The organism is Bradyrhizobium sp. 23AC (genome assembly GCF_054863025.1).
In genome coordinates this window covers 783,286-806,601 of record NZ_JAVAYN010000001.1, presented here as the reverse complement: position 1 = coordinate 806,601, position 23,316 = coordinate 783,286, and the positions used below count along the sequence as shown (strand labels likewise).

General features: G+C 64.4%; 20 protein-coding genes. 7 read left to right on the top strand and 13 right to left on the bottom strand.

What is annotated here, in order from left to right; all coding sequences use genetic code 11:
- Positions 1–261 precede the first annotated feature (261 nt).
- Positions 262–1,620, bottom strand: a complete 1,359-nt coding sequence (locus tag RAD10_RS03770; protein ID WP_461616378.1) for a peptidoglycan-binding protein — start codon at positions 1,618–1,620, stop codon at positions 262–264.
- A 248-nt stretch (positions 1,621–1,868) separates the two neighbouring features.
- Between RAD10_RS03770 and RAD10_RS03765 the strand changes: the two genes are divergently transcribed.
- Complete coding sequence (locus RAD10_RS03765; protein ID WP_091962254.1) at positions 1,869–2,672, top strand: HesA/MoeB/ThiF family protein; 804 nt, start codon at positions 1,869–1,871, stop codon at positions 2,670–2,672.
- 9 nt (positions 2,673–2,681) lie between these two features.
- On the opposite strand, the gene RAD10_RS03760 is transcribed toward RAD10_RS03765, so the two are convergent.
- Complete coding sequence (locus RAD10_RS03760) at positions 2,682–3,689, bottom strand: aldo/keto reductase (RefSeq protein ID WP_461616377.1); 1,008 nt, start codon at positions 3,687–3,689, stop codon at positions 2,682–2,684.
- A gap of 120 nt (positions 3,690–3,809) precedes the next feature.
- On the opposite strand from RAD10_RS03760, the gene RAD10_RS03755 reads away from it, so the two are divergent.
- The gene (locus RAD10_RS03755; RefSeq protein WP_461616376.1) at positions 3,810–4,721 is read left to right on the top strand and encodes a LysR family transcriptional regulator; all 912 of its coding nucleotides are present in this window, start codon (positions 3,810–3,812) and stop codon (positions 4,719–4,721) included.
- 3 nt (positions 4,722–4,724) lie between these two features.
- Here RAD10_RS03755 and RAD10_RS03750 read toward each other — a convergent pair whose 3' ends face one another.
- Positions 4,725–5,726: a 2-hydroxyacid dehydrogenase gene (locus RAD10_RS03750; RefSeq protein ID WP_091962243.1), complete on the bottom strand. Its 1,002-nt coding sequence runs from the start codon at positions 5,724–5,726 to the stop codon at positions 4,725–4,727.
- 342 nt (positions 5,727–6,068) lie between these two features.
- On the opposite strand from RAD10_RS03750, the gene RAD10_RS03745 reads away from it, so the two are divergent.
- Entirely contained in the window at positions 6,069–6,599 is a 531-nt protein-coding gene (locus tag RAD10_RS03745) for an SH3 domain-containing protein (protein ID WP_018323403.1), read from the top strand.
- A gap of 176 nt (positions 6,600–6,775) precedes the next feature.
- Here RAD10_RS03745 and irrA read toward each other — a convergent pair whose 3' ends face one another.
- Positions 6,776–7,267 carry an iron response transcriptional regulator IrrA gene (gene irrA, locus RAD10_RS03740; protein ID WP_014490952.1) on the bottom strand — a complete coding sequence of 164 codons (492 nt, stop codon included), beginning with the start codon at positions 7,265–7,267 and terminating at the stop codon, positions 6,776–6,778.
- A gap of 353 nt (positions 7,268–7,620) precedes the next feature.
- On the opposite strand from irrA, the gene fabA reads away from it, so the two are divergent.
- The 3 genes from fabA (at position 7,621) to fabI (ending at position 10,340) form a co-directional block, all read left to right on the top strand.
- On the top strand, positions 7,621–8,142 hold the full coding sequence (gene fabA / locus RAD10_RS03735; RefSeq protein WP_091962240.1) for a bifunctional 3-hydroxydecanoyl-ACP dehydratase/trans-2-decenoyl-ACP isomerase: 522 nt from the start codon (positions 7,621–7,623) through the stop codon (positions 8,140–8,142).
- 39 nt (positions 8,143–8,181) lie between these two features.
- A complete protein-coding gene (gene fabB / locus RAD10_RS03730) occupies positions 8,182–9,405 on the top strand; it encodes a beta-ketoacyl-ACP synthase I (protein ID WP_461616375.1) in 1,224 nt (407 codons plus the stop codon).
- A gap of 137 nt (positions 9,406–9,542) precedes the next feature.
- Complete coding sequence (gene fabI / locus RAD10_RS03725) at positions 9,543–10,340, top strand: enoyl-ACP reductase FabI (protein ID WP_461616374.1); 798 nt, start codon at positions 9,543–9,545, stop codon at positions 10,338–10,340.
- Positions 10,341–10,457: 117 nt separating this feature from the next.
- On the opposite strand, the gene RAD10_RS03720 is transcribed toward fabI, so the two are convergent.
- From RAD10_RS03720 to RAD10_RS03705, 4 genes are all read right to left on the bottom strand, one after another.
- Positions 10,458–11,054 (bottom strand): glutathione S-transferase family protein, encoded by a 597-nt coding sequence (locus tag RAD10_RS03720; protein WP_461616373.1) that lies wholly within the window; start codon positions 11,052–11,054, stop codon positions 10,458–10,460.
- A 135-nt stretch (positions 11,055–11,189) separates the two neighbouring features.
- Positions 11,190–12,119: a hypothetical protein gene (locus RAD10_RS03715; RefSeq protein ID WP_461616372.1), complete on the bottom strand. Its 930-nt coding sequence runs from the start codon at positions 12,117–12,119 to the stop codon at positions 11,190–11,192.
- The gene (locus tag RAD10_RS03710; protein ID WP_461616371.1) at positions 12,101–12,556 is read right to left on the bottom strand and encodes a GNAT family N-acetyltransferase; all 456 of its coding nucleotides are present in this window, start codon (positions 12,554–12,556) and stop codon (positions 12,101–12,103) included. The genes RAD10_RS03715 and RAD10_RS03710 overlap by 19 nt, the downstream gene beginning before the upstream one ends.
- Positions 12,557–12,563: 7 nt before the next feature.
- On the bottom strand, positions 12,564–13,490 hold the full coding sequence (locus RAD10_RS03705; RefSeq protein ID WP_179732622.1) for a hydrogen peroxide-inducible genes activator: 927 nt from the start codon (positions 13,488–13,490) through the stop codon (positions 12,564–12,566).
- Positions 13,491–13,605: 115 nt separating this feature from the next.
- Between RAD10_RS03705 and katG the strand changes: the two genes are divergently transcribed.
- On the top strand, positions 13,606–15,771 hold the full coding sequence (katG, locus tag RAD10_RS03700; RefSeq protein ID WP_461616370.1) for a catalase/peroxidase HPI: 2,166 nt from the start codon (positions 13,606–13,608) through the stop codon (positions 15,769–15,771).
- A gap of 233 nt (positions 15,772–16,004) precedes the next feature.
- On the opposite strand, the gene pnp is transcribed toward katG, so the two are convergent.
- The 5 genes from pnp to infB all read right to left on the bottom strand — a co-directional run bounded on the left by pnp (position 16,005) and on the right by infB (position 23,249).
- A complete protein-coding gene (gene pnp, locus RAD10_RS03695; RefSeq protein ID WP_461616369.1) occupies positions 16,005–18,158 on the bottom strand; it encodes a polyribonucleotide nucleotidyltransferase in 2,154 nt (717 codons plus the stop codon).
- 375 nt (positions 18,159–18,533) lie between these two features.
- Entirely contained in the window at positions 18,534–18,803 is a 270-nt protein-coding gene (gene rpsO / locus RAD10_RS03690) for a 30S ribosomal protein S15 (protein WP_008131787.1), read from the bottom strand.
- Between the two features lie 2 nt (positions 18,804–18,805).
- Positions 18,806–19,942, bottom strand: a complete 1,137-nt coding sequence (gene truB, locus RAD10_RS03685) for a tRNA pseudouridine(55) synthase TruB (RefSeq protein WP_461616368.1) — start codon at positions 19,940–19,942, stop codon at positions 18,806–18,808.
- Complete coding sequence (rbfA, locus tag RAD10_RS03680) at positions 19,939–20,385, bottom strand: 30S ribosome-binding factor RbfA (RefSeq protein ID WP_461616367.1); 447 nt, start codon at positions 20,383–20,385, stop codon at positions 19,939–19,941. Before rbfA ends, truB begins: the two co-directional genes overlap by 4 nt.
- A gap of 155 nt (positions 20,386–20,540) precedes the next feature.
- Positions 20,541–23,249, bottom strand: a complete 2,709-nt coding sequence (gene infB / locus RAD10_RS03675) for a translation initiation factor IF-2 (protein ID WP_091962215.1) — start codon at positions 23,247–23,249, stop codon at positions 20,541–20,543.
- Positions 23,250–23,316 lie beyond the last annotated feature (67 nt).

Sequence of the window (23,316 nt, the reverse complement as noted above, 5' to 3'; positions counted from 1 at the left end):
ACGCCACGCGAACGTGCATCGCTTCTCGATGCTGAGCTCTTCTCGCTCAGGACGTGCCCTGCCCGATCCAAAGGGGGACCGCGGATGTCCGAATCAACAATAACGATGATGGCGAAATCGGGATTGCCGGCGAATCCGTACCATTACTGGACCAGTAGTCGTACGTGTGATGATGCTCGCGGCTCAGTTGAACTCGTGTCCAGGACAAAGCGCAGCACTACGCGCCGCACCGCGTCCGGGACACGAGAGTTGGCGTTAAACCTACTTCCGCACGCAAATCACGCGCACGACGGCGGCTTTCGCGTCGGTCGAGGTGCCGTTCGCTGTGACTTCGTTCGCCTTGAGGAAATCGCGCACCGTTTCCGCGGGCACCATCACGGCCTGTGATGCCGGCACCGATGTCGCGGGTCCCGCCACCATCGCCGGCTTCACCAGCGCAATGCCGGCGAACTTGCCGTCGCCATCGATCGCCGGACCACCTGATAACCCGACCGCCGGCGGTGGGGACAGCATGGAATCGCTGCTCGGGACCGGCGCCAGCGCGGTCTTGATGCTCGACACGCCGGCCGCGCCACCCTGGCTCTGCGGATCGGCGATGCCGACGACATCCACGTTCGTCTTGGCCGCGCCGCCAGTAAGGCTGAGCGGCTTCAGGCCGCGCGCACCGTAGATATGCAGCAGTGCGAGACCGCGCTCCTTGTCCTCGGCGAGGCGATCCGCGCTGCCATAGCCGGCGATCGTGATGGCGAGGCAGCTGTCGGTGACGAGGCGGTCGGTGACGATCGCGCCGTCGTCGCTGACGACGAGGCCGGTGCCGTACTCGACGGTCTTGCGCGGCGACGGCCCGGCTTGCGGTCCGGACGGAAACGCGTTGAACGCGCTCGACATCGCGATCACGACCGGCTCGACCGTGTTCTCGGTCGCCTGGTCGTACAGGATCGTCATGGTGCGGACCTCGTCACCTCTAAAGGTGCCGCGGACGTAAAATTTCTTCAGGCCCTGCAATCCCGAGAGCACGAAGAAATCGGGCTTCACCACGGTGTAGTCGACCTTGCGCCCGGATGGCTCCTTCTCGAGGTCGGCGAGTTTTGCCGCGGTCGGGTTCGCCTCCTTACGGCGGCTGAGCAGCACCTGGACGGTTCCGGTCGGCGAGGTCCATTTCGAGCCGTTGGCGTCGCTCGCCTGCTGCGGCACCAGTTTCGAGGGGATCCCGAGCCGGGCGCCGCTGGTCGGCTCCGTCACGATCTTCCAGCCGACGCCCTCCTGCTTCTCTCGCGCCGTCTCGGCCAGCGCGGCGCGCTCCTGCGGGTTGAGCACGCCGGTCGGCTTGGCGCCCTTCGCCTTCTGGTATTCCTTGATGGCGTTGACCAGGCGCGCGCTGACGTCGCCGGTGATGGCGCCGTTGTACTGGCCGACCCAGGCGAGGTCGGATTGCAGCGACAGCCGCTCCGCCTGCGCCATCGCATCCGCCGTCGCCGATGGCGTCTGCGTGGCCGGAGGCCGGATCGGCACGGTCTGGACCGGCTTCGGCTTGGTACCGGGGATCTGCGGTGTCGTCATCTGGGCGTGCGCGCCTGTGGCAGCCGCAAACATCAAGGTTGCCGCAAGCATCGATCTCATGACAAATCCAACCAGCCCATTGAACGCAATGCCATTCAAGCACATCTCGTTGGTCGCGAACAATGTTGGGCTGGTTCAGGCCTAAGGTCGAGCCGCGTACTCAGGTCCTCATCCTGAGGAGCGGCCTCAAGGCCGCGTCTCGAAGGATGGCCGCGGCGAGATCGGGGCCTGCATGGTTCGAGACGGCGCTTTGCGCCTCCTCACCATGAGGAGTGAAAGCGACGGCTTGGTAAGAGAGGCGTACGACGATGCTGAGCCCGGACGAACTCGAACGCTATGCCCGCCATATCGTGCTGCGCGACGTCGGCGGACCGGGCCAGGCGGCGCTGAAGCGGGCCTCCGCGCTGGTGGTCGGTGCCGGCGGGCTAGGCGCGCCGGCGCTGATGTATCTGGCCGCCGCCGGTATCGGCACGCTCGGCGTGGTCGATGACGACGTGGTGTCGCTGTCCAACCTGCAGCGCCAGGTGATCCACACCACGCCCGATATCGGCCGGCACAAGGTCGAGAGCGCGGCCGAGCGGATTGCGGCGCTCAATCCGCATGTTCGTTTCGTCGGCCACGCCACCTGGCTGAATGCCGACAATGCGCTCAGCCTGATCGGCGACTACGACCTCGTGCTCGACGGCTCCGATAATTTCTCGACGCGCTATCTGGTCTCGGACGCCTGCTTCTTCGCGAAGCGGCCGCTGATCACGGCGGCGCTCGGCACCTTCGACGGCTCGCTCACCACCATCCGCGCGCACGAGACCAACGAGCAGGGCGAATTCAATCCGACCTATCGCTGCCTGTTTCCGGAGGCGCCGCCGCCGGGTACCGTTCCTGCCTGCGCGGAAGCCGGCGTCATGGGTGCGCTGGCGGGCGTGCTGGGATCGATGATGGCGATGGAGGCGATCCGCGAGATCGTCGGCTTTGGCGACGGCCTCGTCGGCCGCCTCCTGATGATCGATGCGCGCGCGATGCGCTTCGAGACGCTGCGCTATTCGCGCGATCCGGCCAACCCGCTCAACGGCGACGGGCCCGTGGTCACCGACCTCAGCGCCCATCGCACTTGATTTGCTCCGTTACGCCGTGGCCGGCTTCTCGCTGTCGAGATGGGCCATCTGCTCGGCGGCATAGCGCGTGCCGGCGGCAACGTTGGGCGGAAACGCCTTTGCCAATGCCGCGAGATGCGTCTGTGTCAGCGTCACCTTCGTCGCGCCGAGCGCTTCGCTGAGACGATTGCGCGTACGTGCGCCCACGAGCGGGATGATCTCCTTGCCCTGCGCCGCCACCCAGGCGATTGCGACCTGCGCCGGCGTTGCACCGATCTCGGCGGCGATGGCACGCAGGGACTCCACCAGCGCCAGATTGGCGTCGAGGTTCGCGCCCTGGAAGCGCGGCGTCATCAGCCGGTAGTCCTTGCCCGCCCCGCCCGAGTCCTTCGACCAATGGCCGCTGATCAGGCCGCGCGCCAGGACGCCATAGGCGGTGATGCCAATGCCGAGTTCGCGGCAGGTCTTGAGAATGTCGCGCTCGATGCCGCGCTCGATCAGCGAATATTCGATCTGGAGATCGACGATCGGATGCACGGCATGCGCGCGGCGGATGGTGTCGGAGCCGACCTCGGACAGGCCGATATGCCTGATGTAGCCGGCCTTCACGAGATCGGCGAGGCCGCCGATCGTCTCTTCGATGGGAGTGCTGGGGTCGAGCCGCGCCGGGCGGTAGATGTCGATATAGTCGGTGCCGAGCCGCTGCAGCGAATAGGCGAAGAAATTCCGGATCGCGGCCGGGCGGCAATCCATGCCGGTGAATTCACCGGCGGGGCCGCGTAGCGCGCCGAACTTGACGCTGATCTGCACCTTGTCGCGCGCCACTTCCTTCAGCGCATCGCGGATCAGCATTTCATTGTGGCCCATGGCGTAGAAATCGCCGGTGTCGAGCAGCGTGATGCCGGCGTCGAGCGCCGCATGGACCGTGGCGATGCTCTCGCCGCGATCGGCCGGGCCATAGGCGTCCGACATGGCCATGCAGCCGAGACCAAGGGCAGAGACGCTGGGGCCGGTTGAACCGAGTTTGTGCTGTTCCATGGTGGCTCTCCTCGAAAAGGCGGCAGGCTGATTGCGCCGCGGGACGAGGAGGGATATGCGCCTGGTCTATTGCGCCGATAAGCTGGACAATGCCGAATGGCTTGTTCATCCTATCGAACAATGACTGAGCCTGATCTGCGCGATCTCGACGTCTTCGTGGCGGTCGCCCGCACCCGGAATTTCCGGCGGGCGGCGGTCGAAATTCGCGTGTCGGTGTCGAGCCTTAGCCAGCGGCTACGCGACCTCGAGGAGCGCCTCGGCGTCCGCCTGATGAACCGCACCACCCGCAGCGTCGCCCTGACCGAGGCGGGCGAGCTGCTGCTGTCGCGGGTGGCACCTGCGCTGCGCGATGTCGGCGATGCCCTGGCGGAGGTGCGGGGCCTGCGCGAGGTCGCCTCCGGCCGCCTGCGCATCAACGCGCCGCCCCCGGCCGTCGATCTCGTGCTGGCGCCGATGGTCGGGCCGTTTCTTAGCGTCCATCCGCAGGTGGATCTCGACGTCGTGTCCGAGAGCGGTTTCGTCGACATCGTCAGCGCCGGATATGATGCCGGCGTGCGCTATGGCGAGCATCTCGCGCAGGACATGGTGGCGATCCCGCTGAGCGGTCCGCAGCACTATGTCGTCGTCGCCTCGCCCGATTATGTCGCGCGCCGCGGCGAGCCGAAGCATCCGAAGGATCTGCTCGATCATGATTGCATCCGCGCCCGGTATTCGAGCGGCGTGATGCACGATTGGGAGTTCGAGAAGGCCGGCCAGATCGTGAAGGTCGATCCGCCGGCCAAGCTGATCTCGACCAACATGAATCTTGCGATGCAGGCCGCGCTCGCCGGCGCGGGCATCTGGGCAAGCCTCGATGGCTATGTCGGCGATGCCTTGAAGTCAGGCGCGCTGATCAGCCTGATGGAAGATTGGTGCGAGCCGTTTCCCGGCCCGTTCCTGTATTACCCGAGCCGGCGCCAGACGCCGCCCGCGCTGCGCGCCTTCATCGATTTCGTCGCCGACTGGCGCAAGCGCGAGACGCGCAGGAAATAAACCTTAGAGCATGCTCGGCAGCACGCGATCCGGCGGCTTGTGGGCGTCGAGGAAGGTGCGGATGTTGATGATCACCTTCTCGCCCATCTCGACGCGGCCTTCGATCGTGGCCGAGCCCATATGCGGCAGCAGCGCCACCTTGCCGGCCTTGGCGAGCCGCACCAGCTTCGGGTTGACCGCGGGCTCGTGCTCGTAAACGTCGAGCCCGGCGCCGCCGATCTCGCCGCCTTCGATCAGCTTGATCAGCGTGTCCTCGTCGGTGACCTCGCCGCGCGCGGTGTTGACGATGTAGGCGTCCTTGCGGATCAGCTTCAGCCGCCGCGCCGAGAGCAAATGATAGGTCGCCGGCGTGTGCGGACAGTTCACCGAGATGATGTCCATCCGCGCCAGCATCTGGTCGAGGCTTTCCCAATAGGTCGCGCCAAGCTCTTCGGCGATCTTCGGCGCGACGGGACGGCGGTTGTGATAGTGGATCTGCAGGCCGAAGGCGCGGGCGCGGCGCGCCACCGCCTGGCCGATGCGGCCCATGCCGATGATGCCAAGCCGCTTGCCGCCGATGCGGTGGCCGAGCATCCAGGTCGGCGACCAGCCCGGCCAGGGTTTTCCTTCGGTCAGGATCGAGGCGCCTTCGATCATCCGCCTGGGCACGGCGAGGATCAACGCCATGGTCATGTCGGCGGTGTCCTCGGTCAGAACCTTCGGCGTGTTGGTGACGGTGATGCCGCGGGCATGCGCGGCCTCGACGTCGATATTATCGACGCCGTTGCCGAAATTGGCGATCAGCCGCAGCTTGCAGTCGGGCTGGTTAATGATGTCGGCGCTGATATGGTCGGTGACGGTCGGAACCAGCACGTCGGCGGTGCGTGCGGCTTCCGCGATCTGGTCGGCGGACATCGGCGTGTCCTCGAGATTGATCCGCGCGTCGAACAATTCGCGCATCCGCGTCTCGATCGAATCCGGCAGCTTGCGCGTCACCACGACGAGGGGCTTTTTCTTCACCGACATGTCCTGCTCTCATGAGGCGTCGCAAGCCGCCTCTGTCGCCAAAGGCCGGTCGTTGAGGTCTCATTAACCCGGTTGTTCGACACTGCCCTTGCCGTGTCCGTCCCCGGGCGTTTCCTTCAAGCTCTCCCGATATTTCCGGCCGGAAAATCGGGGCAAACTGGTTGTTCAAGTGCCCGTCCTCTCTAGCAGAAGGCCGGGCCAAGACAAGAACCACGGGTCAAGGCTTCAAGGAGCCCGGTTTGGGGAACACCCGCGTGGGGCGGGTCAGGGGGGTGCGCGGCAGGATTTGGAATTTGGGGTGAGGACCGGGCTCGGGCCGGGTCTTCGACAGGAGACGGGTTGATGGCGTTGGGGCGTTTTTGTTCGGTGATGGCGCTCGTTTGCACCTGGTTGAGCGCTTCGGTCGGCCCCTCGCATTCCGCCAAGGATACGACGCCCCAGACCGCCAGCGGCCTGCCGGTGCCGCGCTATGTCAGCCTCAAATCGGATCATGTGAACGTCCGCGCCGGCCCGACCAAGGACAATGACGTGGCCTGGGTCTACACCCGTTCGGGCCTGCCGGTGGAAATCACCGCCGAGTTCGAGAATTGGCGCCGGGTGCGCGATTCCGAAGGCGCCGAGGGCTGGGTCTATCACTCGTTGCTGTCGGGCCGCCGCACCGCGGTCGTCACCATGAAGCACAAGGACGACCTCGCCCCGATCTACGATCGCGCCGACCTCGACAGCGCGGTCGCAGCAAGACTCCAGGCCGGCGTCGTCACGCAGGTAAAGAAGTGCGCTGCAAACTGGTGCCGCGTCACCGGCAACGGTTTCGACGGCTGGATCCAGCAGGAGCGCCTCTGGGGCGTGTATTCGGACGAGCAGGTCAACTGACCCGAAGGGTCATCCCGGGGCGATGCGCAGCATCGAACCCGGGATCTCGAGATTCCCCGGTGCGCAATTGCGCGCCTGAGGTCTGGTGCTAGCGCACCATCCGGAATGACGGCCTAAAACGACAATGGCCGGGACGAGCCCGGCCATGACGATCGCATCAGCAATCTAGAATTAGTTCAGCGCTTCTTGCGCAGACGCACGACCATGTCGATGCGCGCGATCTCGTAACCTTCCGGCACCTCCGGCATCTTGGACAGCGCCAGATGCGGATCCTCTATGTCGACCAGCTCATGGCTGTTCTCGAGGTAGTAGTGATGGTGGGTGGTGACGTTGGTATCGAAATAGGTCTTGGTGCCGTCGACGCTGACCTGGCGGAGCAGGCCGGCATCGGTGAGCTGGTTCAGCGTGTTGTAGACAGTCGCCAGCGACACCGGAACCTTGGCCAGCGTGGCTTCCTCGTAGAGCATTTCAGCCGTGAGGTGGCGAGCACCTTTGCCGAACAACAGCCAGCCCAGTGCCATGCGCTGACGCGTCGGACGGAGCCCGGCGGACTGGAGCATTTCGTTGACGTCGTGCCAGGGGCAGCCGGTGAGAGCCGGCTGGCGGCCGGACAGCAGGGCCGCGGAGTGGACGTCGTCGTCGTGATGGGGCGCAGTATTCTCGCTCATTTCCAGATTTCGGGCACGCGTGAACAATATCTCTCCGCAATATAAGAACAGAAAGATGCAGATGCAAGTTTCTCGCAACTAGAGAGGTTCTAATCAGGCTTGGAACTGCACCGGGATCGCGTCATTTTACCTTCATGGTTGCGCTTTGCTACCCGAAATAGCCTGTGTTAGAGAGCGCGCGGTTCCGCTTAGCCGATTTTGGCGCTGCCGGGCATCGAAGCCCGGTCCGCAGTCCATCCGGGGCATGCGGGCGCGGCGCCTGACGGTGGCAATTGGCGTTGCTCTCCGACCGAGACGGGGCCCATTTTCGCCAAAAAGCGCCGCTCAATCGGAATTCAAACAGAGGCTCGTGCATGCTGAACAGGCGCAACGGTTACGAATACGAAGATCTGCTGGCCTGTGGCCGCGGCGAGATGTTCGGCCCGGGCAACGCCCAGCTGCCGTTGCCGCCGATGCTGATGTTCGACCGCATCACGGACATCAGCGACAATGGCGGCGAGTTCGGCAAGGGGGTGGTGCGCGCCGAGCTCGACGTGAAGCCCGACCTCTGGTTCTTCGGCTGCCACTTCAAGAACGATCCGGTGATGCCCGGCTGCCTCGGCCTCGACGCGCTGTGGCAAATGGTCGGCTTTTACCTGGGCTGGACCGGGGGCGAAGGTCGTGGTCGCGCGCTTGGCCTGAACGAGCTGAAGTTCAGCGGCCAAGTGCTGCCCGAGGCCCGCAAGGTTGTGTACAACGTCGATATCAAACGCGTGATGCGTTCAAAGCTGGTGCTCGGCATCGCCGACGGGTGGCTTTCGGTCGATGACCAGATTATTTATCGCGCCAAGGACTTGAAGGTTGGCCTGTTCAAGCAGGGCACGAGCCTGGGCTGAGCGCATCACCAAGACAACAACGATTAAGGCGAGGCTGTCATGAGGCGGGTTGTGGTCACCGGGATGGGCATCGTCTCGTCGATCGGAAACAACACCCAGGAAGTGCTTGCGAGCCTTCACGAGGCGAAGTCGGGCATTTCGCGGGCTGAGAAATATGCCGAGCTCGGCTTCCGTTCGCAGGTAGCGGGCGCGCCGACGCTCGATCCTGCGACGGTGGTCGACCGCCGCGCGATGCGTTTCCTCGGTCAGGGCGCGGCATGGAATCACGTCGCGATGGAGCAGGCGATCCAGGACTCCGGCCTGTCGCCCGACGAAGTCTCCAACATCCGTACCGGCATCATCATGGGTTCCGGCGGCCCCTCCGCCCGCACCATCGTTGAATCCGCCGACATCACCCGCACCAAGGGACCGAAGCGCGTCGGACCGTTTGCAGTGCCGAAGGCGATGTCGTCCACGGCCTCTGCGACGCTTGCGACCTGGTTCAAGATCAAGGGCGTGAACTATTCGATCTCCTCGGCCTGCGCGACGTCGAACCATTGCGTCGGCAACGCCTATGAGACGATCCAGATCGGCAAGCAGGACGTCATCTTCGCCGGCGGCTGCGAGGAGCTGGACTGGTCGCTCTCCGTGCTGTTCGACGCCATGGGCGCGATGTCCTCGAAGTACAACGACACGCCGGCCACGGCCTCGCGTCCCTACGACGTCAACCGCGACGGCTTCGTGATCGCCGGCGGTGCCGGCGTGCTGGTGCTGGAAGAGCTCGAACATGCCAAGGCGCGTGGCGCCCGCATTTACGGCGAGATCGTCGGCTACGGCGCGACCTCGGACGGCTACGACATGGTCGCACCCTCAGGCGAAGGCGCCGAGCGCTGCATGCGCATGGCGATGTCGACGGTGAAGACCAAGGTCGACTACATCAATCCGCACGCGACCTCGACCCCGGCCGGCGATCCGCCGGAGATCGACGCGCTCCGCCGCGTGTTCGGAAGTGGCGAGAAGTGCCCGCCGATCTCGGCGACCAAGGCGTTGACCGGCCACTCGCTGGGCGCCACCGGCGTGCAGGAGGCGATCTACTCGCTGCTGATGATGAACAACGGCTTCATCTGCGAGAGCGCGCATATCCAGGAGCTCGATCCCGTGTTCGCCGACATGCCGATCGTGCGCAAGCGCATCGACAACGTCAAGATCGGCACCGTGCTGTCGAACTCCTTCGGCTTCGGCGGCACCAACGCCACGCTGGTGTTCAGCCGAATGGATGTGTGACGTCATTGTTGGCGCACTGTTGATTTTCTCCTCATGGCCGGGCTTGTCCCGGCCATCCACGTCTGGGGCCCATGCTGCGAAGGGCGTGGGTGCCCGCGACAAGCTCGGGTACGACGAAAGCGGAAGGTGATCGCGAGATGGAAGGTTTGATGAAAGGCAAGCGCGGTCTGATCATGGGCATCGCCAATGATCATTCGATCGCCTGGGGCATGGCGAAGACGCTGCACGCCCACGGTGCCGAGCTTGCCTTCACCTTTCAGGGTGAGGCCTTGGGCAAGCGCGTCAAGCCGCTGGCAGAATCGCTTGGGGTCGATCTGGTGCTACCGTGCGATGTCGAGGACATCGCCAGCGTCGATGCAACCTTCGACGCGCTCCGTGAAAAATGGGGCAAGCTCGATTTCGTCATCCACGCCATCGGCTTTGCCGACAAGAACGAGCTGAAGGGCCGCTACGCCGACACCAGCCGCGAGAACTTTTCACGTACCATGGTGATCTCCTGCTTCTCGTTCACGGAGGTCGCAAAGCGCGCCGCCGAGCTGATGACCGAGGGCGGCAACATGATCACGCTGACCTTCGGCGCTTCGGAACGCGCGATGCCGAACTACAACGTGATGGGCGTCGCCAAGGCGGCGCTGGAAGCCTCCGTGCGCTATCTCGCCGCCGATTTCGGACCGCGCGGCATCCGCGTCAACGCGATCTCCGCAGGCCCCATCCGCACGCTTGCCGGCTCGGGCATCGGCGAGGCGCGCGCGATGTTCGCCTTCATGCAAAAGCATTCGCCGCTCCGCCGCGGCGTTACGCTCGACGAGCTCGGCGGCTCGGCGCTGTATCTGCTGTCGGATCTCTCCGGCGGCGTGACCGGCGAGATCCATTACGTCGATTCCGGCTACAACATCGTGCTGATGCCGCGGCCTGACGATTTGAAGACGGAATAGACGAAGCTGCCGCAGGGTGGGCAAAGGAGCGCAAGCGACGTGCCCACCATCTCTGCGTGATCGCAATAGATACATGACGTGGGCACGCTACGCTTTGCCCACCCTACGAGAGTTCGTCTAACCCGCCGCGATCTTCTCCGCCCGCTGGAACGCGGGACGTGCCATGCAGCGTGCGAGATAGGCATCGAAGGCGGGGCGCGACGGCACCATCTTGAACAGGCGCACCGCGTAATTCAGGCCCGATCCGATCGTGATGTCGGCGGCCGAAAACTCCTCGCCGAGAATCCACGGCCCCTTGGCAAGCGCAGCCTCCAGCACGTCGAACACCTGCGTCGCGCTGCCCCAGGCGGCGGTCGAGGTCGGGATCTCGATCTTGGTGAAGATCTGGATGATGGCCGGCTCGATGCAGCTCGGTGAGAAGAACAGCCATTGCAGATAGCGCGCGCGGCGCGGATCGGTTACGGCAGGCGCCAGCTTGGTCTCCGGATAGCGGTCGGCAATGTAGGCGCAGATCGCGGCGGCCTCGCCGAGTGCGGCTTCGCCGTCGCTGAGCGCCGGCACCTTGCCCATCGGATTGATCTTCAGATAGTCCGGCGCCTTCTGCGCGCCGGTCGAGATGTCGGTCAGCACGCGTTCGTAGGCAAGGCCGCTCTCTTCCATCAGCCAGAGCGTCGAGAACGAACGCGAGCGGGGCGACCAATAGAGCTTGATCATGGCGGGGAACCTTCCATCTGCGTGAGGCGGGCGAAGGCTATTCATCGCGTGTCTGCTTCGAAATCGCAACGCACTACGGTTGGTCCGATGCAGCGTTCGGTCGTCAACATCTTGGTCGACGCGAATGAGTGCGTGTCAGTCTTGCTTCAGATAGCCGGGAAGCCCCCGATCGAGCCTGTCGGTGATGAGCGCCCGCGTTCTCTCGCGCAGGATCGCGCTGCTCGAAGCGGTCGCGGGCGGGTTGGGGAACTGATCATTGTCGAGCTTGTTAAGCGGGTCTTCGGTCAGTCGCATACTTGCGGCGAAGTTCGCGCCGAAATTTACAAAGGGGCGCTTGATCTCCTCGTAGCTCCGGCCGTCGATCAGGTTGATCGAGATGTTCGCGAACAAATGCGAATGCCGGATCAGATTTCCGAGCCCTTGATTGAATGTGCCGATTCCGTTCAACATCATGCGGCTGCCCGGCAATTCTCCCTTGTACGTCGTCGCAACCAGATAGCGATCGCAGCTCACGTTCGGCGTGATGCCACGCACGATCGCCGGCAGGCGTTCGTTGGGATCGGGAATGAATCGCGATTTCGGATGATAGAACGGTTCGAAGGCGCCCTTGGGGTAGGCGATCCTGCGAACACCGGGATCGCCGCCGGTTGCCGCTTTCACGCGCGCAAACACGAGATCGTCGAGACCCCAGTCGATAGGGACTTCGGCCTCCTCGTTCTCGAAGATGGTCAGCCCGAACTTCTGGACGGAGTAGCGCTCCCCGATCACGGAGATTACGCCGAGCTTGCAGGGGCCGACGTCCACCGCTTGCGGCTTGTTCGCTGCCGGCTGCTTGGCCTTCGGCGCAGCCTTTTTCGCAACAGGCTTGGCTGTTGCCGGGGGTGTGGCAGTTGGTGGAGCGGAGGGAGACTGGGCCGATCCGGTCGATGCACAAAGCGACGCGAACAGGGCGGCGACGGCGAGATTGCGTAACATGACTCGTGAGCGGAAGTTGCTGAGATGCAATCCGCAAACTAGAGCGTGCGGGGCGGCTCCGCAAGCAGAACCTATGACGTCTTCTGCCACCGATAATATTTCATCACGAACCCGTTCGACGGCTCGATCTCTTCTTTCTCGAACACAAAGCCTTCGCGCTCGTACCAGCGCCAGGCTTTTTCGTTCTCGCGCACGCAGCGCAGATACATCTCATCCGGCATTTGCGTGCGGGTGAAGGCGAGCAGCTTTCGCCCGAGCGATTGCCCTTGATAGGCGGGTCCGACGAAAAGCATGTCGAGATAGAGTTTCGGCACATGCAGTGCCAGCATGGCGGCGATCGTGCCGCGATCATCGGCGACGAACAGGCTCCAGCCATTCTCGATCTCGCGCCGGATGCGCGCGCGGAGATTGGCGAGCAGAAAGTCGCTCGCTTCGCCGAGGCCGGTCGAGACCCAGCTCTCCATCCAGACGCGGCCGACCTCGTCATATTCGTCGGCGCGGGCGGGGCGGATGATGGGGATGAGCATCAAGGCCTCAGGCCCGCTGGCTGCGCACAGGCGGGCGTGCGCGCACCTTGCCGGCCGACAAGCACACCACCTCGGAGATTTGCAGCAGCTGCCGCGCCAGCGGGCTGGTCTTGCGCCAGACCATGCCGATGGTGCGGGATGGCTGCGGGTCGCGGAAGCGCGCGAGCGAGACCGACGCCGATCGCGTCTCCACCGGCACCGCCATCTCCGGGATCAACGTGACCCCGATGCCGGCGCTGACCATCTGGACCAGCGTCGACAGCGAATTAGCATCCAGCATCTCGCGCGGCGGCGCCGACTGCATGTTGCAAAACGACAATGCCTGATCGCGGAAGCAGTGTCCCTCTTCGAGCAGCAACAGCCGCATCTCGCGCATCATCTCGCGCGACGGCGCCGGGGTCCCTTCATCTGCGCTCGGCCGGACCAGCAGGAATTTCTCCTCGAACAGGGCGACCTCGGTGAGGGAAGGCTCGGACACCGGCAGCGCCACGATGGCGGTGTCGAGCCGCCCTTCCACCAGCTCCTGGATCAATCGCGGCGTCATGGTCTCGCGTACGCGGATGTCGAGCTCCGGATGCATGCGCGTGAGATTCTTGGTGATGGTGGGCAGCAAATACGGCGCGATCGTCGGGATCATGCCGATGCGCAGGCGGCCGGCGAAGCGGTCCTGCGAGGCGCGGGCGAAATCGCCGAGCTCATCGACCGAGCGCAAAATGTCGCGAACGCGTTGCGCGAGCTCCTCGCCGAACCGGGTCAGCGCCACCTGCCGGGCGCTGCGCTCCAGCAGCAGGCCGCCGAGCGTCTCCTCCAACTCCTTGATCTGCATCGACAAGGCCGGTTGCGAGATGGAGCAGGACTCGGCTGCGCGGCCGAAATGGCCGTGACGCGCCAGGGCGTCGAAGTACCGGAGCTGGCGCAGCGTCAGGTTTATCATCAGAAAATCCTATCGCAGCGATCATTAAAGTCAACTTTACCTGATAGGACGCGACGCTTAGAGTGGTTCTACCTGGTCAAAGGCGCAAGTTCGACGCCACCAGAGGAGGTATTCAATGGACGACACTTCGAAGTGCCCGTTTTCGGGTGGAAAACGCGTGCCAGCGAACCGCGATTGGTGGCCAACTCAGCTCAGCATCGAGATGCTGCACAAGAATTCCGGCTTGTCCGATCCGATGGGCGGCGAATTCGACTATGCCAAGGAATTCAAGACGCTCGACCTTAACGCGGTCGTCAAGGACCTGACCGCGCTGATGACGGACTCGCAGGAATGGTGGCCCGCCGATTTCGGTCACTATGGCGGTCTCATGATCCGCATGGCCTGGCACAGCGCAGGCACCTACCGCATCACCGACGGCCGTGGCGGCGCCGGTGCCGGCCAGCAGCGTTTCGCGCCGCTGAACAGCTGGCCCGACAACGCCAACCTCGACAAGGCGCGCCGGCTGCTGTGGCCGATCAAGCAGAAATACGGCCGCAAGCTCTCCTGGGCCGACCTGATGGTTCTCGCCGGCAATGTCGCGCTGGAATCGATGGGCTTCAAGACCTTCGGCTTCGCCGGCGGCCGCGCGGACGTCTGGGAGCCGGAAGAGCTCTATTGGGGTCCCGAAGGCACGTGGTTGGGTGATGAGCGCTACAGCGGTGAACGCCAGCTCGCCGAGCCGCTCGGCGCGGTGCAGATGGGCCTGATCTACGTCAATCCGGAAGGCCCGAACGGCAAGCCGGATCCGGTCGCTGCGGCCAAGGACATCCGCGAGACCTTCGCCCGCATGGCGATGAACGACGAAGAGACCGTCGCGCTGATCGCCGGCGGCCACTCCTTCGGCAAGACACACGGCGCGGGCGATCCGTCGCTGGTCGGTCCGGAGCCGGAAGCGGGCGCGCTCGAGGATCAAGGCCTCGGCTGGAAGAGCAAGCACGCTTCGGGCCTCGCCGGTGATTCCATCACCAGCGGTCTCGAAGTGACCTGGACGGCGACGCCGACCAAGTGGAGCAACAACTTCTTCGAGAACCTGTTCAACTACGAATGGGAGCTGACGAAGAGCCCGGGCGGTGCGAACCAGTGGACCGCCAAGGGCGCCGACGCGATCATTCCCGATGCCTTCGACAAGTCGAAGAAGCATCGGCCGACGATGCTGACCACCGACCTCTCGCTGCGCTTCGATCCGGCCTACGAGAAGATCTCGCGTCGCTTCCTGGAGAACCCGGCTCAGTTCGCGGACGCCTTCGCCCGCGCCTGGTTCAAGCTCACCCATCGCGACATGGGTCCGATCCAGCGCTATCTCGGCCCGCTGGTGCCGAAGGAGACGTTGATCTGGCAGGATCCGATTCCGGCCGTGAATCACGAGCTGGCCAGCGAGCAGGACATCGCTGCGCTGAAGACCAAGATCCTGGCCTCGGGTCTGTCGGTCTCCGAGCTGGTCTCGACCGCGTGGGCGTCGGCCTCGACGTTCCGCGGCTCGGACAAGCGCGGCGGCGCCAACGGCGCGCGCATCCGTCTTGCCCCGCAGAAGGATTGGGAGGTGAACCAGCCGGCTCAGCTCTCCAAGGTTCTCGGCAAGCTCGAAGCGATCCAGAAGGACTTCAACGCGTCTTCAGGCGCGAAGAAGGTCTCGCTCGCGGACCTCATCGTGCTCGGCGGTTCTGCCGCGGTCGAGAAGGCTGCCAAGGATGCCGGCGTCGACGTGAAGGTCGGCTTCACGCCGGGCCGCATGGATGCTTCGCAAGAGCAGACCGACGCTGATTCATTCGCGCCGCTGGAGCCGCGGGCCGATGGCTTCCGCAACTATGTCGGCAAGAAGCATCAGTTCCTGCAGCAGGAAGAGGCTCTCGTCGATCGCGCGCAGCTTCTGAAGCTGAGCGGGCCCGAGATGACGGTGCTCGTCGGTGGCCTGCGTGTGCTGGGTGCCAATGCGAACGGCTCGAAGCACGGCGTCTTCACGTCGAAGGTGGGCACGCTGAGCAACGACTACTTCGTCAACCTGCTCGGCATGAGCACGCAGTGGACGCCGGCTTCTGACGGCACCTACGAAGCCCGCGACCGCAAGACCAATGCGGTGAAGTGGACCGGCACGCGCGCCGACCTGATCTTCGGCGCACACTCGCAGCTCCGCGCCTTCGCCGAGGTCTATGCTTCGTCGGACTCCAAGGAGAAGTTCGTAAAGGACTTCGCCAAGGCCTGGACCAAGGTGATGAACCTCGACCGTTACGACATCGCGGGCTGAGGTCGACTGATCTCACCTCGGGCTCGGTGCAACCTCTCCCGCTTTGCGGGGGAGGTCGCGCCGAAGGCGCGGGTGGGGGCTCTCTCGTCGTTGGGAGTCTCTTTGCGGAAGCACCCCCACCCCAACCCTCCCCCGCAAGCGGGAGAGGGGGCGCATCTCGCCCGGAGCGAACACAAACAAAAAAGGGCGGCCCTTCGGCCGCCCTTTCGTTTTTCTGCAGTGTAGCGAGCGCTTTACTCGCCGGCGGCTTCGCGCGGGGCCTTTTCGCCCTCGCCCTTGCCCTCGAGGTCTTCGCCGGTGGTCTGATCGACCACCTTCATCGACAGGCGAGTCTTGCCGCGATCATCGAAGCCGAGCAGCTTGACCTTGACCTTGTCGCCTTCCTTGACGACGTCGGAGGTCTTCTGCACGCGCGCCGAAGCGAGCTGGCTGATGTGGACGAGACCGTCCTTGGAGCCGAAGAAGTTCACGAAGGCGCCGAACTCCATCACCTTGACGACGGTGCCGTCATAGATCTGGCCGACTTCCGGATCGGAGGCGATCGACTTGATCCACTTGATCGCGGCCTTCATGGCCTCGCCGTCGCTGGAGGCGACCTTCACGGTGCCGTCGTCCTCGATGTTGACCTTGGCGCCGGTCTTCTCGACGATCTCGCGGATCACCTTGCCGCCGGTGCCGATCACTTCGCGGATCTTGTCGGTGGCGATCTTGAAGGTCTCGATGCGCGGCGCGTATTCGCCGAGCTCGGCGCGGGCGTTGGTAAGCGCCTTGGCCATCTCGCCGAGGATGTGGATACGTCCATCCTTGGCCTGGGCCAGCGCGACCTTCATGATCTCTTCGGTGATGCCCTCGATCTTGATGTCCATCTGGAGCGAGGTGATGCCTTGCTCGGTACCGGCGACCTTGAAGTCCATGTCGCCGAGATGGTCCTCGTCACCGAGAATGTCCGAGAGAACCGCGAAGCGCTTGTCTTCGAGGATCAGGCCCATCGCGATGCCCGCGGTCGGCCGCTTCAACGGCACGCCGGCATCCATCAGCGCGAGCGAAGCGCCGCAGACCGAAGCCATCGAGGACGAGCCGTTCGACTCGGTGATCTCCGACACCACGCGCGTGGTGTAGGGGAATTCGTGGTGTGGCGGCAGCACCGGGTGGATCGCGCGCCAGGCGAGCTTGCCGTGGCCGATCTCGCGACGCTTGGTGCCGCCGAGGCGACCGGTCTCACCGACCGAGTAGGGAGGGAAGTTGTAGTGTAGCAGGAACGTCTCTTTGTACGTTCCCGACAGCGCGTCGATGTACTGCTCGTCCTCGCCGGTGCCGAGCGTGGTCACGACCATCGCCTGGGTCTCGCCGCGGGTGAACAGCGCCGAACCGTGGGCGCGGGGCAGCACGCCGACTTCGGCGACGATGTTGCGCACGGTCTTGCTGTCGCGACCGTCGATGCGCTTGCCGGTGTCGAGGATGTTCCAGCGAACGATCTTCGCCTCGAGTTCCTTGAACACGCCGCTGATGCGCAGCTTGTCGAATTTCGGCTCCTGCCCTTCCGGGAAGTAGTGGGCGATCACCTTTTCCTTGACCTTGCCGACCGCGGCGTAGCGATCCTGCTTGACCGGAATGGCGTAGGCGGCGCGCAGCTCCTGCTCGACCAGGCCGAGCATTTCCTTCTCGAGCGCCGAATTGTCGATCACGGTGACTTCGCGCGGCTCCTTCGCAGCCTTCTCGGCGAGCTCGATGATCGCGTTGATCACCGGCTGGAAGTGGCGGTGACCGAACATCACTGCGCCGAGCATGATGTCTTCGTTCAGCTCCTTGGCTTCCGATTCGACCATAAGCACGGCGTCGGCGGTGCCGGCGACGACCAGGTCGAGCTGGGTGTCGACCATCTCGTCGAGCGTCGGATTGAGGATGAACTCGTCGTTGGCGAAGCCGACGCGTGCGGCACCGATTGGGCCCTTGAACGGCGCGCCGGACAGCGTCAGCGCAGCGGACGAAGCCACCAGCGCGACGATATCAGGATCGTTTTCCATGTCGTGCGAGAGCACGGTGACGATCACCTGGGTCTCGTTGCGCCAGCCGTCGACGAACAGCGGACGGATCGGACGGTCGATCAGGCGGGAGACCAGCGTCTCCTTCTCGGTCGGACGTCCCTCGCGCTTGAAATAGCCGCCGGGAATGCGGCCCGCAGCGTAGGTCTTCTCCTGGTAGTCGACGGTCAGCGGCAGGAAGTCGACGCCTTCGCGCGGCGCCTTGGCCGCGACGACGGTGGCGAGCACCACGGTCTCGCCATAGGTGGCGACGACGGCGCCGTCGGCCTGACGGGCGATCTTGCCGGTTTCCAGCTTGAGAGTGCGTCCACCCCAGTCGATCTCGACCGAATGCTTATTGAACATAGATGTCTTCTTTCATGGGTTCTCGAAAGAAGGACGGCTCGAAAAACAAAAACCATGCGCAAGATTGCGGGGCGCTGATCGAAGCGGGTGATCAGCGTCCTGCGATCCTGCCATGGTTTTTGGATTTCGGATGGCGTCCATCCTTTCGGGTCATACGGGCGCCTTGCCCGTTGTGCCCAGCCGCCGGATTGCTGCTGGACTGTCAGTCGGCACGAATGCGAACACCGAATCGCGATCTTCGCTCATCATGCCCGGATGCTGGCCGTCAACGGCCCGCATCCGACGTGCACGCAACCTCGATCAAAAAGCTTAAAATAAGCGCTTTCGTTCGAAACCACGTGCGAAAACGCGCGCCGTTGGCGCGCGCAAGAACTCTTAACGGCGAATATTGTGCTTCTCGAGCAGCGCCTTGTAACGCGCCTCGTCCCGCTTCTTGAGGTAGTCGAGCAGCGAGCGGCGGGTCGAAACCAGCTTCAAGAGGCCGCGACGCGAATGGTTGTCCTTCACGTGGGTCTTGAAATGGTTGGTGAGGTTGTTGATGCGTTCCGACAGGATCGCGACCTGAACCTCGGGCGAGCCGGTGTCGCCGGCCTTGTTGGCATTCGTCTTGATGACTTCCGCTTTGCGTTCTGCGGCAATCGACATCGTCAATTTCTCTCGTTGCGACCGGGGCTGGCAGTCAGGCCGGTCAGGTTGAACACACGCTTGGGGATGATTTCGCCATTGCCGACTTCAGCAAGCGCGAGAAGACGGCCTGCCACCGTGACATAGACTGTGCCGCTACAAGTGGGCGCATCCCGTCCGCGCAACAAAACGGCTTGGCCCCGATGGAGCCTTGCCGCATCAGCCCGAGTGACGGCCAGTGCCGGGATGTCGTCCAGCGCGGTCTCAACGGGCATAAGCGCGTCCGCGAGGCTACCCTCGCCGGACGCGGCTCTATCGCACAAAGCCTCCAGCTGATCCAGCGGAATCATGTCGTTTTCGCCAAATGGGCCGACCAGGGTCCGTCTGAGCGCGCAGATATGGCCGTAAGTGCCGAGAATCCGGCCCATATCGCGGGCCAGTGCCCGGACGTAGGTGCCCTTGCCGCATTCGGCCTCGAATACGGCCCGGTCGTTATCCGGTTGATCCACAAGGGTTAATTGGTGAATTTCGACCGGACGGGGGGCCAGCTCCACGACCTCGCCGTCGCGGGCGAGGTCGTAGGCGCGCTCGCCCTGGACCTTGATCGCCGAATAACGCGGCGGGATCTGCTCGATCACCCCGGTGAAGCTGGGCAACAGGGCCAGGATGGCCTCGCGGGTCGGACGCTGGTCCGAGGTCGCGGTCACCCGGCCCTCGATGTCGTCGGTGTCGCGCTCCTCGCCCCAGCACACCGTGAACTGGTAGCGCTTGCGGCCGTCCATGACGAAGGGAACGGTCTTGGTGGCTTCGCCGAGCGCAATCGGCAGCCCGCCCGAGGCGAGCGGATCGAGCGTGCCGGCGTGTCCGGCGCGCTTGGCGTTGAACAGGCGCTTGAGCACCGCGACCGCCTGCGTCGAGGTCATGCCGATCGGCTTGTCGAGCACGACCCAGCCATGGACGTCGCGCCGGTCGCGGCGAACCTGGTTGCCCTTCTGCTTGGCATTGGCACGGGGATCGTTGTTGACGCGGCGCGGCTCCTGATGCGGCTGCGAATTGCCGCCCAGGCCCGCAAAATTGTCGTCCGCAAAATTATTTTTCTGCACGTCGCGCTGATCGGCCTGTTCGCCGCTGATCGTGTCGTGAGCCGGGTCCATGGTCATCGTTCTTCTTCCCGATCCGTCTCCGGATCCTGTTCCAAATCCTGTTCGAGGTCCTTCTGAACCGCAGGTGTTCGCAAAAGCTTCTCGATCCGTTCCGCTTCGTCGAATCGTTCATCGACGCGGAAACGAAGATCAGGTGCAAATTTCAGGTTAACGCGCCGCGCGACCTCGCCGCGCAGAAACTTCTTGTTGCGTTCGAGCGCAGCGATGACGACCTCGGTGTCACGGCCACCGAGCGGCATCACGTAGACTGTCGCGAGCTTCAGGTCGGGCGACATCCGCACCTCCGGCACGGTGATGATGTGACCTTCGAGATCCGCATCATGCACATTGCCTTGCGCCAGAATCTCGGCCATCGCGTGGCGAACCTGCTCGCCGACGCGCAACTGACGCTGCGAGCCTCCGCCGGGCGCGGAATTTTTTTTCTGATGATGGCGTGGCATTCTCGAAAATCACCTCGTCATGCCCGCGTTTGGGACACGAGCATTGTCATTTGTCCTGTTGAAACGAATGCGGTGCGATGGCCGGAATAAATCCGGCCATCGCACTCCCGCAATTTCAGCTCAAAAAGATCCAGTCGCTTCGGTAAGATTTGGACTTACAGGGAGCGCTGGATCGTCTCCACGCGATAACACTCGATGACATCGCCTGCGCGCATGTCGTGGTAGTTCTCGAAGGCCATGCCGCATTCCTGACCGGACTGGACTTCCTTCACTTCGTCCTTGAAGCGCTTCAGCGTCGACAGCTTGCCTTCGTGCACGACGACGTTGTCGCGGATCAGGCGCACATTGGCGCCGCGTTCCACGGTGCCGTCGGTGACGCGGCAGCCGGCGACCTTGCCGACCTTGGAGATGTTGAAGATCTCCAGGATGGAGGCATTGCCGAGCATGGTTTCGCGCAAGGTCGGCGCGAGCAGGCCGCTCATCGCCTTCTTCACGTCGTCCACGAGGTCGTAGATGATGTTGTAGTAGCGGATCTCGATGCCGTTGCGCTTGGCGGCCGCAGCGGCCTCCTTGTTGGCACGAACCGAGAAGCCGATGATCGCGGCGTTGAAGCCTTCGGCCAGCGTCACGTCGGATTCCGAGATGCCGCCGACGCCGGCATGCAGGATGCGGGCTGCGACTTCGTCGGTGCCGAGCTTCTCCAGCGAGCCGAGGATCGCTTCCAGCGAGCCCTGCACGTCAGCCTTGATGATCAGCGGGAATTCCTTGCGGCCCGCGGTCTTCAATTGCGACATCATCTGCTCGAGCGAGCCGCGCATGCCGGAGATCGAGGCAGCCGCGTTCTCGCGCTTCTGGTGTGCACGGTAGCTGGTGACCTGGCGGGCGCGGGCTTCGTTCTCGACCACGGCGAGACGATCGCCGGCTTCCGGCGGGCCGTTGAAGCCGAGCACTTCGACCGGCACCGAGGGACCGGCTTCCTGCACTGTCTCGCCCTGATCCGAGATCAGCGCGCGGACGCGGCCCATCTCGGCGCCCGCGACGATGATGTCGCCGACCCGGAGCGTGCCGCGCTGGACCAGCACGGTCGCGACCGGACCGCGGCCGCGATCGAGCTTGGCTTCGATCACGGTGCCCTCGGCCGGCCGTTCCGAATTGGTCTTGAGGTCGAGGATATCGGCCTGGAGCGCGATCATCTCGAGCAGCTTGTCGAGATTGGTCTTGTTCTTGGCGGATACTTCGACGTCGACGACTTCGCCGCCGAAGGATTCCACCTGCACCTCGTGCTGGAGCAGCTCGGTGCGCACGCGCTCGGGCTTGGCATCGGGCTTGTCGATCTTGTTGATGGCAACGATGATCGGCACCCGCGCCGCCTTGGCGTGATTGATGGCTTCGATCGTCTGCGGCATGACGCCGTCATCGGCCGCAACCACCAGCACGACGATGTCGGTCACCTTGGCGCCGCGGGCGCGCATCGCGGTGAACGCGGCGTGGCCGGGCGTGTCGATGAAGGTGATCTTCTTGCCGCTTTCGGGCGACAGCACCTGATAGGCGCCGATATGCTGGGTGATGCCGCCGGCTTCGCCGGAGACGACGTTGGCATGACGGAGCGCGTCGAGCAGCGAAGTCTTGCCGTGGTCGACGTGACCCATGACGGTCACCACGGGCGAACGGGTCTCGGTGTCGGTCGAATCGTCGGTGGCGTCGAACAGGCCTTCTTCAACGTCGGACGCAGCAACGCGCTTGACGGTGTGGCCGAGCTCTTCGGCAATGAGCTGCGCGGTGTCGGCGTCGATCACGTCGGTGATCTTGTGCATCGCGCCCTGCTTCATCAGCATGCGGATGACGTCGACCGCGCGCTCGGCCATGCGGTTGGCGAGTTCCTGGATCGTGATCGCTTCCGGAATGACCACCTCGCGGATGAGCTTTTCCTTCGGCTCGTTCGAGGCGTGGCCCTTCAGGCGCTGGGTACGCCGGCGGAACGAGGCGATCGAACGCTCGCGGACTTCGTCGGCATTGAGCGCGGTGACGACGGTCAGGCGGCCGCGCTCCTTCTGCGGGCCGGGCTTGTGGGTGGGCTTGGGGGCTACCACGGGACGCGCGGCGCCGCCGGGACCGCGGCGGATCTGGCGCGGACCATCGTCCTCGTCCGGGCCGGCAGCAACCGCGGGAGCGCGGCCCAACGGGCCACCTGCCGGTCTCGCTGTGGTCGTTCCGGGGCGCGCGGTCGATGTTCCCGGGCGTGCCGTGGTGGTGCCGGGGCGCGCGGCGGGGGCGCCGGTGCGCGGCGCCGGAGTGGCCGGGGCGGCGGCTGCGGGGCGCGGCGCGGATGCCGGCTGCTCGCCTTCGCCAAAACGCTTCTTGGCCTCGGTCTCTGCCTTGCGCTTGGCTTCGTCCTCGTGACGGTGACGCTCTTCCTCGGCCTTGCGGCGGGATTCGGCAGCTTCGCGCTCGACGCGTTCAGCGGCTTCGCGAACAGCGCGGCGCTGGGCCTCTTCCTCGGCCTGGCGGCGCTCTTCGACTTCGCGCACCTTGGCATCGGCCAGCGCGCTGGCGCGGGCGGAACGTTCGTCCTCGGTCAGCGTGCGCAGCACCACGCCGGATCCGGCGTTACGCGGCGGCGCAGGGCGCGACGGAGCGGGCGTCGGAGTTGGCGCGGCCGGCGCCGGCTTCGCGACGACCGTGGGAGCCTGCGGTTCGGCACTGCCGTCGATGCGGCGCTTGCCGCGCTTCTCGACCACGACCTGCTTGCTGCGGCCATGGCTGAAGCTCTGGCGGACAGTGCCCGTTTCGACGCGCGGCTTGAGCGATAGCGTCTTGCTCGGAACGCTCAGCTTCTTGTCGTCAGGGGTCTTGGTATCAACCATTCAGCAGTCCTAATCCTGATTTATCAGTGTTGTGCGTTGCCGCACCGTCCTATTGGGTCGTCGTATC